The sequence below is a fragment of the Chryseobacterium oryctis genome, from assembly GCF_025971925.1.
GTDB lineage: Bacteria > Bacteroidota > Bacteroidia > Flavobacteriales > Weeksellaceae > Chryseobacterium > Chryseobacterium oryctis.
The window spans coordinates 219,834-235,655 of the sequence record NZ_JAPDHV010000003.1; the positions used below are offsets into that span (position 1 = coordinate 219,834).

Genomic DNA, 15,822 nt, shown 5'->3' on the forward strand with positions numbered 1-15,822 from the left:
TTTATATACTTTTAAAGCAGATATTTCAGTTTCTTATTGATAAAAACCAGCATTAAACTTGCACCAATTAAAGCCATTGTAAAGGCAAGATTTTGATACTTTATTTCCGATTTATAAATGCCTTCCATTAATAAAGGATGAATGAGATATATTGCTGTCGAAATACTCGCGAGAATTTTAGAATCGGTTTTCCATGGCAAATTTTTACAATACACAAACAAAATCGGACAAGCAATCAATAAAGAAAATAATAAATCAACGCTTTCTCTTTTATTCAAATCAAAAACCTTATAATTCAGAAAGGCTTCAAAAATCACTAACCCAACTGATGCTAAAACAAATAATAATGAAGGTTTATACTTTACATCCAATTCTAATTTTCTAATTAAAAAACCAATTCCTAAAAAAGGAAAACACACAAACAGAAAGTTTCTGTACGTTGGAAATAAATTTAAAGCAGAATCTAAATCACCGGTAAAATAATGAGAATTTGCTAAAAACTGGATGATATATCCACAACAAAACAAAAGCAGGATAAACAGCAATAATAACCTCGTAGAAGTCTTTTTCAAAGCAAATAAAATAATCCCTGAAAAAAAAGTCCCAATCAAATACCACAAATGATGATATCCAAATAAAATGTTTAATGTATAATCATCTTTCTCTTTCCAAAACGGAATGTATACAACAGACCAAACTGCATAGAGTATAAATATTCTTACAAGCCATTTTTTCAGCTTCTGAAAATCATTGATATAGTAAAAATAATATCCGGAAATAATTAAAAAAACAGGCACACCAATTCTGAAAAGTCCGTTCACCAATACATAGCTCAAAAACGGATAAGAGTCCCTCAGAACATGCATATGAAGAAACACTACAAAAAACGCAAGTACAATCTTCAAAATATCAACAGATAAACTTCTCATACAATAAAAAAAACTTATGAACAGGCTTTATCAAAGCGTTTCATAAGTTTGTATTTATTTCAATTTTTAGATTAATTTATTTACGCATAGCTAAATTATAAACCTTTTTACCAATTGTAAAAAGTGCCACAGCTAATAAACCTCCAACAATCCCAAATGTAAATTCCTTCAAAATATCCGGCCAAGCTGGTAATAAATCATGCAGATAATGGATGTTATGAGAAAAAATACCTCCTGAAACCAATATTAGCGCAATAGTACCCACAACTCCTAAAATTCTAATAACAATTGGGAGAGCTTTTACTAACAAATGCCCTAATTTTCCGAAGAAACCGTTGTCATTACTTTTTTTGATTAGTTTAAAACCTGCATCATCCATTCTTACAATAAGTGCGACGATTCCGTAAACGCCTACAGTTGCCAAAAACGAGACAAGAGTCACCGTAACAATCTGAGTAATAAGCGGATGATTCTCCTGAATAACAGTTCCTAAAGCAATAATTACAATCTCAATGGAAAGGATAAAATCTGTTGTAATCGCTGATTTTATTTTTGATTTTTCAGATACCTCAGAATCTTCATTCTCATTACTTTCTGCTACGACTTCATGCCCTTTTTTTGCTCGATGAAACAAAAATTCAATAATTTTTTCAATACCTTCAAAGGCTAGATAAAACCCTCCTAAAATCAAAATAATCTCAATAGCAGGTTTATAAAGCCAATTCAATAAAAATGCTATTGGCAAGATAATCAATTTATTAATAAAAGAACCTTTCGTAATTGCCCATAAAACCGGGATTTCGCGAGAAGAAAGAAATCCTGTTGCTTTTTCTGCATTTACAGCCAAATCATCACCTAAAATTCCTGCTGTTTTTTGAGTAGCCATTTTAGTTGTAACTGCCACATCATCCATCAAAGCTGCAATATCATCTAAGATTGCAAAAAAACCTGATGCCATATTTTTTAATGTTTTTTTAATATTTGTTAAGTTCCGCAAAAATAATTATTTAATTCGATTTTTGAGATTATTCTTTTAGACTTTGTATAATTATTACTTTTTTTTAAGAAAATGTATGCTTAAACCTTAATCAGACAAAATTCCGATTTCAAGTTGGTTTTAATCTCATTTTTTATGTAATTTTAATCAATGAAAAAGCTAATTCTCAGGTATCATTTTTTTGTTTTAGGCTGTATTAGCTTTATATTCCACTCATGCAGTTCCAGAAAGTTTCGGGTTTGGGTAGGTACCAATAATGAACAAAAGATTTATAATCTAAAATATGGTGAACACAAAAAGCAGAAAATGGATGTTTTTCTTCCTTCTGAATATTCTGAAAATTCACCTGTCGTTTTAATTGTTCACGGAGGTGGCTGGAAATACGGAAGAAAAGAACACATGATTCAGATTCAGAAAATGCTTTTCGAAAACAACATTCCGAGTGTTAACATGAATTACAGATTGGTTTCAAAAAATATTACTTATAAAAATCAACTTGAAGATATTGGTCTTGCCATCGAAAAAATTAATTCTCTGGCTCAAAAAGCAGAATTATTACCCAATAATTATATTCTTTTGGGGGAAAGTGCAGGTGCACATTTAGCACTTCTTTATGGTTATCAAAATCCGGAACAAATCAAAAAAATAATTTCTTTGAGCGGACCGACAGATTTTTATTCAAAAGAATTTTTAGACTCATTTTATTCAAAATATACTTCACCTACCATACAAACAGTTGTTGGAACGAAATTTAATAGAGAAAATCTTTCAGAAGAATTCAGGAAAGCCAGTCCAATCGCTAATGTATCGAATGTCCCTACATTATTATTTCAAGGGAATAAAGATTTTTTAGTTAACTATAAACAAGGGTTAGCTTTAGATTCTGTTTTAACGGCAAATAATATTCCTCATAAATTGGTCTTCATGGAAAATACAGGTCACGCACCACGATTCTTCAATAAAAAGAAAAGAGACAGTATAATTTACCCCAATATACTTAACTGGATAAAAAAAGACCTGCAATAGAATTACAGGTCTTTTTTATATATTTTAAAACGGATTATTCAAAATCTTTATTTTCATATTTAGAAAAATCTTCTTTTTTACCAAATAAAAATTTAATAATTACAGGAAGAGTAGTTACTAAAACAATAACAATGATAATGTATTCCAGTTTTGACTTCAATTCAATTCCAAATTCATCTCTGAATAATTTATCCAAATAATGCCCCGCATAAATTAAAGAAAACGACCAAAGAACAGCTCCAATGATATTATCTCTCAAGAATTCTTTTTTATCCATCTTTACAATACCTGCAACAATCGGCGTAAAAGTTCTTACAACAGGTAAGAATCTTGCCATAATTACCGCTAATGCGCCATGTTTTTCAAAAAAATCATGAGCCTGATACAAATATTTTTTCTTAAACAGCATAGAATCCGGTCTTTTGTACAAAGCCGGTCCTGTTTTTAAACCGAAAAAATAACCTACTTCGTTACCTATAATAGCTGCAGTTGCTACTGCACTTGCTAAAAGAGTGGTATCTAAAAAATCGCTTCCGGTTGAGCCGAAAGTTTCCTTGATAATTTCTACGGCATAAATCCCCGAAACGAACAGTAATGAATCTCCAGGTAAGAAAAAGCCCACAAAAAGACCTGTTTCAGCAAAAATAATAAATAAAATAAGCCAAAACCCACCCATTTTAATATAAAACTCAGGGTTCAGTAAATCCCTCCAACTATTAAAATCTTCCATATTTATCGATTAACAGCAAAAATAAGTTTAAAAAACCTGAAAAGAAAATTAATTATAATTTTTTAACAAAAATTTGAACATGATTTTTATAGTTCCATATCATCATCTGAAACTGCCGTTCCATCGGCCATCAAAAATGCTTTTAAGAATGGTGTAAGATTTCCGTTCATTACAGAATCTACATCTGAAGTTTCATAACCTGAACGAACATCTTTTACCAATTTATAAGGATGCATCACATAGTTTCTAATCTGACTTCCCCACTCTATTTTCATTTTGTTGGCTTCAATTTCATTTCTGGCTTTCATACGTTCTTCCAACTCGATTTCATATAATCTTGAACGAAGCAACTGCATAGCTTTTTCTTTATTTTGGAGCTGTGAACGAGACTCAGAGTTTTCAATAATAATTCCTGTTGGTGCGTGACGAAGACGAACAGCTGTTTCAACCTTATTTACGTTCTGACCTCCCGCTCCGGAAGATCTCATTGTTTCAAAGGAAATATCAGCCGGATTGATATTGATCTCTATCGTATCATCTACTAGCGGATAAACATATACGGAAACAAAACTTGTATGACGTTTTGCATTAGAATCAAAAGGCGAAATTCTTACCAATCTGTGAACTCCGTTTTCTCCCCTCAAATAACCGAAAGCAAACTCTCCATCAATTTCTAAAGTCACAGTTTTTACACCAGCAACGTCACCTTCCTGAAAATTAAGCTCTCGAATTTTATATCCTTGCTTTTCTGCCCACATTGTATACATTCTCATCAACATTGAAGCCCAGTCACAACTTTCCGTTCCTCCTGCACCTGCTGTGATTTGCAATACCGCAGAAAGTTCATCTCCTTCATTGGAAAGCATATTTTTAAACTCTAAATCTTCGATCTTCTCAACAAGCTGAGGAAAAGTTTCATCCAGTTCTTTTTCAGAATCAGGATCTTCTTTGGCAAAATCTGCTAAAACCTGCAAATCTTCAAACTGAGTGCTGATTTCTTCATAATCTTCCACCCACTTCTTTTTTGAACGAAGTTGTTTCAAAAAACTTTCAGCTTCTTTCGGATTATCCCAAAATTCAGGAGCTGCAGTTTTTTCATCATCATTGGCAATTTCTATCTTCTTTTTCTCAATCTGAAGATATTTATAAAGGTCTTCTATTCTTGATTGAATTTCTTTTATCTGGTCGTTACTAATCACGATTTTTTATTTTTTGCAAAAATAATGATATTTTAATTGATGTCTTTCTGATTTAGAAGAAATCACAGTAATTAACTTATTATTATCAACAAAATAAAAATTGAAAATCTTCAACTTTTAAACAAAAACCATTTCCGTTATTACTTCACCTATTTTCGGAGCCAAAGCAACACCCATTCCAGAAAGTCTTACTGCACAAAATTGTCTTTCTGAAACTTGTTTTACAATTGGATTTTTTTCTATTCCCATTGCCATGATTCCGGACCAACGCAAGGATATCTCAATATTCTGATTAGGTAAAATGATTTCTCTGAGAAAGTTTTCTAAATGATTCTGCAAAAAATCTGTGGTTTCAAAAGCAGTTGTTTCTTCTGTTTTAAAATCCTGATTTCTCCCGCCTCCTAATAAAATTCTGTTTCCTAAGTTTCTAAAATAGTAAAATCCTTCATCATAATGGAAAGTTCCTTTAAGTTTCAAATTTTCAATTGGTTCTGTTAAAATAATTTGTCCACGAGCAGGAATTATTTCTTCTTCTGTTAAAAATTTTGAAGCAAAAGCATTCGTACAATGAATCAGTTTATCTGTTTTGATTGAAAGTTCTTCTGATAATTGAACTTTAACATCATGGGCGTTTTCAACGACTTGCTGCACTTCTGTTCCGAAAAGAAACTCAACTTTTAGTTCTTGGCATTTCTGTAAAAGTTTTTGAAGCAACTTTCCTGAATGTAAACTTCCTTCAAATGGATTCTCAATCAAAAATTTAGATTTTTCTAATCCAAATTCTTTAATTTTATTTTGACTTAAAAAATAGGTTTTATCAATTCCCGTAATCAATTTCAATTTTTCATTTACCTCATCAATTTTATGTAAAGGTTCATCATTATTAAGAATTTCAAAACCTCCGCATAATTCAAAATCGATTTCTGAGTTCTTGAAATAATTCTGAATTTTCTGAAGTCCATCAAACCTCATCTTTACCAATTCTAATGTTTTTTCCCAACCCATTTTTTTAGAATCGGCAATAATTTCAGTCAAACTCCCAAAACACGCAAAGCCCGCATTTCGGGTGGAAGCACCTAACGGAATTGAATTTTTTTCTATAATTAAAACCGTCTTTTCAGGAAATTTTTCTTTAATGGAAATAGCCGTCCAAAGCCCTGTAAAACCAGCTCCAACGATAATAACATTTCTTTTTCTGTAAAATGTTTCAAGCTCCCAAATGCTATTCATAAATAATCATTAAGTGAATAACGATAAATGTTTAAAATCTATTAGTTTTTATCTTTATCATCCTCATCACCATTATGCTGAAAACCAATCACTCTTTGTGGTTCTTCTTCAATTCTGTAGCTATCAAGCTCCTTTTTTAGGGCTTGAACTCTAAATCTAAACTCATCCAAGTTATTGATGATAACATCATTTAAAAATCGGGCAATCTGGTCTAAATATTCTTCTGTAAGTTTTGATGAAGCATCTCTCAAAGCCCCATTCAGCAAACTTTGGTCTATTTTAAGGTTTTCATTTCTTGTTTTCTGATACAGATTTTTAATTCTCTTTTTCAAGCTTTGAGTAAAATCTATCAACATGGTATTACTGAACACCTTCATTTGTGAAGACACTTCATGCCAGAAAGGAACTTTATCAGCTTTATTATTTTTTAGAATTTTATAGAGTAAGGAATCTTTTTCAAGATTTCTGGTCATAGCAAACAAAATAATTTCAGAACGTTCAGCTGCATTTGGTGGGAAAATAGGAATCATCACATCAAATCTTCCGGGCGCCAAAACTTCCTCATCAATTTCCGAAACCGAATTCGCAGAACCTACCATCAGAACATCTTCCTGTTCAAATTTCCCGATATGATGAAGAATAAGTTCCTTAGTTTCAATATTACGGGAAACCAGCTCTGCTTCAGGATTTCTTTCCTTCATTATTTCATCAAAATCATCAAGGAAGAGCAAAACCTCATCGCTTTTCATCATCGTTATCAAGAAATCATTGAAATCGGTCTTATTTCCGTCTATATAAGAAACTCCCAAGTAATGTTTCTTAACTTCTTTGAACTGATAACCGATGATTTCAGCAATTTTATTTGCCCAAAAAATCTTACCACTTCCCGGAGGACCATATAGAATAATTCCTGCAGGTTTATTGATTCCCCAATCTTTAATCTGTTGCGGATTTAAAAACGGTTCTAAAACACTTGAAGTATAAAAAAACAAATCTCTATAACCTATGAAATCTCTGTATTGGAGGCTGGTTTTGTTTCCGAAATAATCATAAACAAACTGGTAATTTCCGCCTAATTTATTATCAATTCCATAACTTGAAATTGAGGAACGGAAAAAACCATTATCGAAAATATTAGGATTGGATTCCTTGATTGCTTCTTCTACTTTTTCTTTTGGTTTATTAATTGTTTCTGCAATTTGCTCTACTGTTTTATTTTTGTCAAGGTCTTTTTCATACAGTCTTAAAAAATCTACATTTTCACGCGCAAATTTTTCAAAATCTTCCTTTACCTCAAAATTAGTACTGATACATTCTACTAATTCTATATCAAAATCCTGGATAAACCGTTTTATAGCTTCCACCGAAACCTGTAACTCTTTGGCTAATTCAATTAACTTCATAATTCCCTTTTAGTTCATTCAAATTTAATATTTTACTATTGAAATTCAATTAACTTATGATAATTCTGTAACATTTTGTAATTTATATAGACTACTACTATGTAAAACAAATTACATGGAAAAAGTTTTATCAGTAAAAAATCTTACAAAAAAATTCAAAAGAGTTGTTGTCAACAATATTTCTTTTGATGTAGAAAAAGGAAATGTGTATGGGCTTCTGGGACCCAACGGAAGCGGAAAATCAACAACATTCGGAATGTTATTATCAACCATCAATCCTACAAGTGGTGACTGGTTTTGGTTTGGTAAAAAAGGAACAGACTCTGAAACATTAAAAAAAATCGGAGCAATCATTGAACAGCCTAATTTTTACCCTTATCTAAGTGCCGAAACCAACCTAAAAATAGTTGCAGAAATCAAAGGAACTCCTCATCAAAGAATTGATGAAGTTTTAGCGACTGTAGGCCTTCTTGAAAGAAAAAAAGATGCTTTCAAAACTTTTTCGTTAGGAATGAAGCAACGTCTGTCAATTGCATCTGCAATGTTAAACAACCCAGAAGTTTTGATTCTTGATGAGCCAACAAACGGACTTGACCCTGAGGGAATTATTCAGATTCGTGAAATAATAAGCAATATTGCAAAGCAAGGCATTACAATTATTATTGCAAGTCACCTTTTAGATGAAATAGAAAAAATATGTAGTCATGTGATTGTACTAAAGGAAGGAAATTCTATCTATTGTGGAAGAGTAGACGAAATGACCGCCAACAATGGTTATTTTGAACTAAAAGCTGATAACAACACATTCCTTTTAAGTACTTTGGAAGATCTTCAATGGTTTACATCCATTAAACAGGATGGTGAAATTATTAAAGCACAAATTCGTGATGATGCATCAATTTCGGCTTCCGCTTTAAACCAAAAACTGGCTGAAAAAGGTATTTTCTTATCACACCTTACGAAGAAAAAACTTTCTCTTGAGTCTCAATTCTTAGAACTTGTAAAAAACACCAAATAATCATGCTGAAATTATTAAAATTAGAATATTATAAAAATCTGAACTACAAACCTTTCAAGATTTTCACACTACTTTATTTTGCTATTTTAATTGCTTTGCTTTTCATTGGTTTAGTTGATATAAACCTGTTTGGAAATCCTATTAATCTGAAAGAACAAGGGATGTACAACTTCCCTGAAATATGGAATTTCACAACATGGACAGTGGCACTTTTAAAGATTTTCCTTGGGCTGATTATCGTTTTTTCGATTAGCCAGGAATTCAGCAACCGAATGTTTAAGCAAAATACCATTGACGGATTAAGCAGAAAAGAATTTATAGGTTCAAAATTATTAACAATTTCTATTTTCACGATTGTTTCAACATTAATTGTTTTAGGAATCACCCTATTTTTAGGCTACAAATATTCAAAAGTTACTGACTCCGCAAAAGTTTTTGAAGAAATTTTCTTCATCGGAAATTATTTTGTAAAACTCTTTACATTTTTCTGTTTCTTAATGTTTCTTTCCATTTTATTGAGAAAATCAATGTTTGTATTTCTTGGTTTCTTTGTTTATTGGGTTATAGAAGGGATTTTAGTGGGAGTTGAAACTTTTCAGAAAGTAAGAGGAACTCAAGAAGTTGAAAGACTGAAAATAATGAAAGAAGATTTTTTCTTTAGTCATCTTTTACCCTTGGAAAGTATGTCTAGTCTTATTCCAAATCCGATGATGAGACTGAATATGGCAAAAATGCTCGGTTTAAAATATGAATTCACCTACCCTACCGAAAGTATGATTGCTTGTATCGTTTGGTGCGGAATTTTCATCTTCGGTTCTTACTGGATTTTGAGAAAAAGAGACTGGTAAATTTATAAATTAAAACGGCTGTCCTTTGACAGCCGTTTGTTTTACTTTTTATCTAGCAAAGAAATATAATCTCCATAACCTTTTTTATCCATTTCCGCCTTCGGAATAAATTTTAAAGAAGCAGAATTGATACAATAACGAAGTCCTCCTTTATCAATAGGTCCGTCATTAAAAACATGTCCTAAATGAGCATCTCCTGTTTTACTTCTCACCTCTACCCTGGTCATTCCGTGAGATTTGTCTAGTTTTTCATCAATCAATTTTTTAGTAATCGGTTTTGTAAAGCTTGGCCATCCGCATCCAGATTCAAACTTATCGGTAGAAATAAACAATGGCTCTCCTGTTGTAATATCTACATAAATTCCTTCTCTTGTTTCATCCCAGTATTCATTTTGAAAAGGCCTTTCTGTACCGTTTTCCTGAGTTACGTAGTATTGTTCCGGAGTTAATTTTTCTTTCAGAGTATTTTTATCCTGCTTTTGATATTTGTTTTCTTTTGCAGGAAGCGAATTTGCTTTTCTAGCCATTTCAAACAAACTAGGGTCAATATGGCAATATCCTCCAGGATTTTTATCCAAATAATCCTGATGATAATCCTCTGCTTTATAGAAATTTTTCAGAGGAATTGTTTCTACCACAACTGGTTTCGAATAATTTTTGGAAAGTTTTTCAACTTCAGCTTTTACTATTCCTTCTGTTTCTTTATCTGTAGAATAAATCCCTGTCCTGTACTGATTTCCTTTATCATTTCCTTGTTTATCAATACTGGTTGGGTCAATTGTTTTAAAATATAAATCTATTAAAAGCTTTAAATCAACTTGTTCTGGAGCATATTGAACTTTTACCGTTTCTGCAAAACCTGTTGTATGGCTTAATACCTCTTCATAAGTGGGATTTTCTTTATTTCCATTGGCATAACCTACCTCAGTCGCAATAACACCCCGAATCTGTTGAAAAAAATGTTCAGTTCCCCAAAAACATCCACCTGCAAAATAAACTTCTTTTAGGTTTTTATCATTCATAATATTCTTATTTTCTTTTTTTATATCTGCTGACTTTACTGTTGAAGAATTACCACAACTTCTTACGAATACTGCTATCCCAAAAATAGTAGCTATTAATATCAATAGATTCTTCATTTTGATTTTATTATTCATTGTAATAAAAATTCGGTCTTTTTCAGAATGCAAATTTCAGACTAACTATTTTACATAGTCAAAGATAATTTCTATCAGGACAATAGCATAATTTTACCTTCATTAAATTCTTAGAATAGTAAAGAAACTCCAGTTTAAGCTAAATAAAACAAATCATTCCTCAAAAAATGCTGTGTGAATTTTCGACGTAATTCAAAACATAACATAAATTATAATCAAATCAGCTAAAAATCTTAAATTTGCATCTTATCGAAAATTTGTAAAAAGCAAAGCAATACATATACTTATGACATCACAAGAGATACGTCAAAAATTTTTAGATTATTTTAAAAGTAAAGACCACCTTATCGTTCCTTCTGCACCTATCGTGTTGAAAGACGATCCAACATTAATGTTTTCCAATTCGGGGATGACGCAGTTTAAAGATTTTTTCTTAGGCTACAAAACACCTACTGCACCGAGAATTGCTGACACTCAAAAATGTTTGAGAGTTTCAGGGAAACATAATGATTTGGATGATGTAGGTAGAGATACTTATCATCACACAATGTTTGAAATGTTAGGAAACTGGTCTTTTGGTGATTATTTTAAAAAAGATGCTATTGCTTTTGCCTGGGAATTATTGACCGAAGTTTACGGAATTCCTAAAGAAAATCTTTATGTTACTATTTTCGAAGGAGATGCTTCGGAAAATTTAGAAAGAGACCAAGACGCATATGATTATTGGAAAGCTTTAATTTCTGAGGACAGAATCATCAACGGAAACAAAAAAGATAACTTCTGGGAAATGGGAGCAAGCGGACCTTGCGGACCTTGTTCTGAAATTCATGTTGACTTGAGAAGTGAAGAAGAAAAAGCGAAAGTTTCGGGATTAGATTTAGTGAACAACGATCACCCACAAGTTGTTGAAATCTGGAATCTCGTTTTCATGCAATACAACCGTAAAGCAGACGGAACATTAGAAAACCTTCCTGCAAAGCATATTGATACAGGAATGGGGTTTGAGCGTCTTTGTATGGCACTTCAAGGAAAATCTTCAAACTATGACACAGATGTTTTCACACCTATTATTGCTAAAGTTGAGGAACTTTCAGGTAAAAAATATTCAGGAATTTTAGAAGATGAAAAAGATATTGCTATTCGTGTGGTTGTTGACCATATCAGAGCGGTTTCTTTTGCCATTGCAGACGGACAACTACCATCAAACGGAGGAGCAGGATATGTAATCAGAAGAATTTTAAGAAGAGGTATTTCTTATTCTTACAGATTCTTAGGAATGCAGGAACCTTTCCTTTACAAGTTAGTGGCTGTTTTACAGGAACAAATGGGTAAATTCTTCCCTGAACTTGAAAAACAAGGAAAACTGGTTTCAGAAGTTATTAAAAGTGAAGAAGAATCTTTCTTAAAAACCATTGAAACAGGATTAATAAGAGTTGAAAAGCTCATTCAGCAGACTATTGCAAATAATGCCAAAGTTTTACCAAGCGAAGAAGTATTTGAATTATATGATACTTATGGTTTCCCTGACGATTTAACAAGAATCATCGCTGAAGAAAAAGGCTTAACCATTGATGAGAAAGGCTTTGAAGCTGAAATGGAGAAACAAAAACTTCGTTCAAAAGCAGATTCTGCTCAAAAAGTGTATGACTGGGTAGTTTTAGAAGATAAAGATGTAAACTTTGTAGGTTACGACCAAATAGAAGCTGAAACTACGATTAGTAAATACAGAAAAGTAGAAAACAAAGATGGAGAATTTTATCAGGTCGTATTGAGCAACTCCCCTTTCTACCCTGAAGGTGGTGGACAAGTTGGTGACAAAGGTACTCTTGAAAACGCTACTGAAAGTTTTGAAGTTTTAGAAACGAAAAAAGAAAACGGATTAATTATTTCTTTAATCAACGGACTTCCGAAAGACGCAAGTGCTGTTTTTTACGCTAAAGTAAATGCTGTAGAAAGAAAAAACTCACAGGCAAACCACTCTGTAACTCACCTTTTACATGAGGCGTTAAGAGACGTTTTAGGAACTCATGTTGAGCAAAAAGGTTCTTATGTAGGACCTGATTATCTGAGATTCGACTTCTCTCATTTCTCAAAAATGACTGAAGAAGAATTAGCTTTGGTAGAAGAAAAAGTAAATGCAAAAATCAAAGAAAGTATTGCATTACAGGAATTCAGAAGCATCCCGATTCAGGAAGCACTGGATAAAGGTGCAATGGCTTTGTTTGGGGAAAAATATGGTGATAATGTACGAATGATTCAGTTTGGAAGTTCCAAAGAACTTTGTGGAGGTACTCACGTTAAAAACACCAGCGAAATCGGACATTTCAAAATAGTTTCTGAAAGTTCTGCTGCTGCAGGAATCAGAAGAATTGAAGCTATTTCAGGTGATAAATCTGAGGAATATTTCAAAAATTTAGAAAAACAAATTGTTGAACTTTCTCAGTTGTTGAAATCTAAAGATGTTGTAAAATCTATCGAAAAATTATTAGATGAAAACGCTTCTTTAAAATCTGAAGTTGAATCTCTGAAAAAAGAAAAAGCAAAAGGAGAAATCGGAGATTGGAAAAACTCTTATGAACAAAAAGGTAACAAACAACTTTTGGTAAAGAGAACGTCTTTAGACGCAGGTTCTGTAAAAGACCTTGTTTTCCAATTGAAAAAAGAAATCCCAACTTCTGTAACGGTAATTCTTTCTGATGCAGATGGGAAACCAATGATTACCGTGGGTGTTTCTGATGATTTAGCGGCTTCTTATCAAGCGGGAGCTATTGTAAAAGATTTGGCAAAAGAAATCCAAGGTGGTGGTGGTGGAAACCCAGGTTTCGCAACAGCTGGAGGAAAAAATCTTGATGGTCTTGAAAATGCCTATCAAAAAGCGTTAACACTCTAATCAAGATAATATTTTCAAAATATAGAAAAGCGTACATAGATAATTTGTACGCTTTTTTTGTTGGTTATTTCTAAACTGTTTGGTTGGTATTCCTTCTTTTTATAAAACTAAAGAAACCAATAATGTTAAGGATTAATTAAAAATTTTCTCAAAATAAGAATTATGACTAATTTTGATTCAGATTTATCTCATGGAAAGGTTTTTATCACTCATTTTTTGTTTGGTTTTTGTTTTTGGTTATTCGCAATCAAAAACTACAACCATTGAAACAGTAATTATTGAGGATAAAAGCGACCCCAGAGCATTAGAAATTTTAAAAAAGGTAAATAAACTTTTTAAGGAAAATTCTCCGCAAAGTCTTGATTCTTACGCCTACAAATCATATGAAAAAATTTCATTAGACATTAATGAAGACAGTATTTCTCAGTTTAATAAATTTTTCAATGATGCTAATCTTTTCAAAAAGAAAAGAGAAAAAGATTCACTAAATAATATTTCGGCAAGAGAGATATTTTCAAAAAGCAAACTTTTCCTTTGGGAAAGAGCTCAGGAATTTTTGTATTCCAAAAAATATGGTGAAAAGATAAATATTCTCGACAACAGAATTTCAGGATTGAGGCAGCCTATCTATGAAATGATGGCTCTTCAACAAAGCAACCGAGACAAGCTTCCCAATCAGTTAAAACAAGAAAACAGAGGTCTTTACAGGTTTTTCCTGACAGATACTCTTGAGCTTGACGGAAGAAAAAATTTCGTCATCCGATTTCGTGAAGTTAATTATAAAAATCCTGACAAAAAGAGGAAATACAACGGTGTAATCTATATTGATACAAAAACTTACGGTGTTAAAAAAATTGAAAATTTCAGTAAGAATAAAAACGACGGAATTATTACAAGCACCTGGACTTATTACAACAACAAATGGTTTCTCGCTCTTGAAACCGTAAAACTAAAGATGAGCAATATGTCTTTAGAAGGAAGCAACCAGGAAAATTCTGAAGAAAAAACCAAGAAAAAGGATAAAAAAACCTTCGGAACTTATGCTTTTCTTACCTCAAGGTATTTTGACTTTCTATCTCCTATCGATGAACATAAAAATGACTTCAAAGGATATACTTTTTCAGTAAAAAGTACAGACGGAAAAAGTTTAGATTTATATAGAACCGACGCATTAACGGAACGTGAAAGAAATACGTACAAAACTATTGACAGTCTTGGAAGAAAATACAATATCGACAGTAAAGCCCAAATTTTATCCGGTTTACTAAACGGACAAATCAGAGTTGGAAATGTAGATTTCGCCTTAGATGAAATTGTGAATTATAACCTTTACGAAGGCTTCAGAGTAGGTTTAAAAACTAAACTGAACGAAAATTTCAATTCTTATGTTTCACCTGACTATTATTTTGCGTACGGTTTCAAAGATGACCGATGGAAATACGGACTTGGAATTGACATTAAAACAACTTTAGAAAAAAACTCTTATTTCAGGATTGAACATTATAATGATGTGACTTCTTCCGGAGAATTTTACCGAAAACTCTGGAGCTTCAAAATGCGTACAATGAATTATGGAAACAACCTGAACAACGACCGTTATTTTCGTTTCAGAGGAGTATCATTGTCTTACAATAATGATGTAAGTAACGCTCTCACTTTAGTTTCAGCCATACGAAGAAATCGTGAAGAAGCCATGTTTGATTACGGATTCAGAAACAAAGGTGCAGATTTTGATAACTTCAGCACATTATTTACGCTAAAATATTCTCCGTTTTCTACTAATATCATGACTCCGCAAGGAAAATCTTTGATAGACCAAAGATATCCGGAAATATATCTGAATTATGAGCAGAGCTATAAACTTTTAGGAGGAGATTTCGACTACTCCCGATTCGACCTGCTTTTCCTGCATAATTTCAAAACAAGATTCGGAACTACTGGTTTTAGATTATATGGAGGAATTGTTTTGGGAAGCGCACCTATTTGGAAAAACTTCACTATGAACGGTTTAGCCTCTCCAAGAAAGGATTTCAATTTCAACCTTACTTCATATTTAGGATTTGCGACATTGGAAGGAGGAAAATATTACAATGACAGATTTGTTGCTTACTATTTAACCCATAAAATTCCTTGGTATTTTAAAAGCTTTGGAAAAAACGTTTCGAGTTTTGATTTTGTACTGAGAGGAACAATCGGAAATATGAAACATCCTGAATACCATGAATTCAAGTTCAAAAAACTTGACCGTTTATATCAAGAAGTGGGTCTGGAATGGAACAATTTCCTTTCAACCTATTTCAATTTGGGATTATTTTACAGAGTTGGATATTATACAACTCCGAATTTTAAGCAAAATTTTGCAATACAGTTTAAATTAAAATTACTAGATTTTTAA

At 32.2% G+C, this 15,822-nt stretch carries 12 protein-coding genes; 5 read left to right on the plus strand and 7 right to left on the minus strand.

The window, feature by feature from the left end:
* Nucleotides 1-11: 11 nt before the first annotated feature.
* Both OH806_RS07990 and OH806_RS07995 read right to left on the minus strand, forming a co-directional pair.
* Nucleotides 12-929, minus strand: a complete 918-nt coding sequence (locus OH806_RS07990) for an acyltransferase family protein (protein WP_264743154.1) — start codon at nt 927-929, stop codon at nt 12-14.
* Between the two features lie 76 nt (nt 930-1,005).
* Nucleotides 1,006-1,887 (minus strand): DUF808 domain-containing protein, encoded by an 882-nt coding sequence (locus OH806_RS07995; protein ID WP_264743155.1) that lies wholly within the window; start codon nt 1,885-1,887, stop codon nt 1,006-1,008.
* 189 nt (nt 1,888-2,076) lie between these two features.
* Here OH806_RS07995 and OH806_RS08000 point away from each other — a divergent pair, with 189 nt between their 5' ends.
* Nucleotides 2,077-2,952 (plus strand): alpha/beta hydrolase, encoded by an 876-nt coding sequence (locus tag OH806_RS08000; protein WP_264743156.1) that lies wholly within the window; start codon nt 2,077-2,079, stop codon nt 2,950-2,952.
* A gap of 34 nt (nt 2,953-2,986) precedes the next feature.
* Here the strand turns inward: OH806_RS08000 and OH806_RS08005 are convergent, their stop codons facing one another.
* From OH806_RS08005 to OH806_RS08020, 4 genes are all read right to left on the minus strand, one after another.
* Nucleotides 2,987-3,682 (minus strand): DedA family protein, encoded by a 696-nt coding sequence (locus OH806_RS08005; RefSeq protein ID WP_264743157.1) that lies wholly within the window; start codon nt 3,680-3,682, stop codon nt 2,987-2,989.
* Between the two features lie 86 nt (nt 3,683-3,768).
* On the minus strand, nt 3,769-4,881 hold the full coding sequence (gene prfB, locus OH806_RS08010; RefSeq protein ID WP_264743158.1) for a peptide chain release factor 2: 1,113 nt from the start codon (nt 4,879-4,881) through the stop codon (nt 3,769-3,771).
* Nucleotides 4,882-4,998: 117 nt separating this feature from the next.
* The gene (locus tag OH806_RS08015) at nt 4,999-6,111 is read right to left on the minus strand and encodes an NAD(P)/FAD-dependent oxidoreductase (protein WP_264743159.1); all 1,113 of its coding nucleotides are present in this window, start codon (nt 6,109-6,111) and stop codon (nt 4,999-5,001) included.
* A gap of 41 nt (nt 6,112-6,152) precedes the next feature.
* A complete protein-coding gene (locus OH806_RS08020; RefSeq protein WP_264743160.1) occupies nt 6,153-7,514 on the minus strand; it encodes an ATP-binding protein in 1,362 nt (453 codons plus the stop codon).
* Between the two features lie 115 nt (nt 7,515-7,629).
* On the opposite strand from OH806_RS08020, the gene OH806_RS08025 reads away from it, so the two are divergent.
* Nucleotides 7,630-8,532, plus strand: a complete 903-nt coding sequence (locus OH806_RS08025) for an ABC transporter ATP-binding protein (RefSeq protein WP_264743161.1) — start codon at nt 7,630-7,632, stop codon at nt 8,530-8,532.
* 2 nt (nt 8,533-8,534) lie between these two features.
* Nucleotides 8,535-9,380 (plus strand): ABC transporter permease, encoded by an 846-nt coding sequence (locus OH806_RS08030; protein ID WP_264743162.1) that lies wholly within the window; start codon nt 8,535-8,537, stop codon nt 9,378-9,380.
* 41 nt (nt 9,381-9,421) lie between these two features.
* Here OH806_RS08030 and msrB read toward each other — a convergent pair whose 3' ends face one another.
* Complete coding sequence (msrB, locus tag OH806_RS08035; protein ID WP_264743163.1) at nt 9,422-10,519, minus strand: peptide-methionine (R)-S-oxide reductase MsrB; 1,098 nt, start codon at nt 10,517-10,519, stop codon at nt 9,422-9,424.
* 304 nt (nt 10,520-10,823) lie between these two features.
* Here msrB and alaS point away from each other — a divergent pair, with 304 nt between their 5' ends.
* Together alaS and OH806_RS08045 are read left to right on the plus strand one after the other, a co-directional pair.
* Nucleotides 10,824-13,427, plus strand: coding sequence for an alanine--tRNA ligase (alaS, locus tag OH806_RS08040; protein WP_264743164.1), 2,604 nt, complete (start codon nt 10,824-10,826; stop codon nt 13,425-13,427).
* 190 nt (nt 13,428-13,617) lie between these two features.
* Nucleotides 13,618-15,822 (plus strand): hypothetical protein, encoded by a 2,205-nt coding sequence (locus tag OH806_RS08045; RefSeq protein ID WP_264743165.1) that lies wholly within the window; start codon nt 13,618-13,620, stop codon nt 15,820-15,822.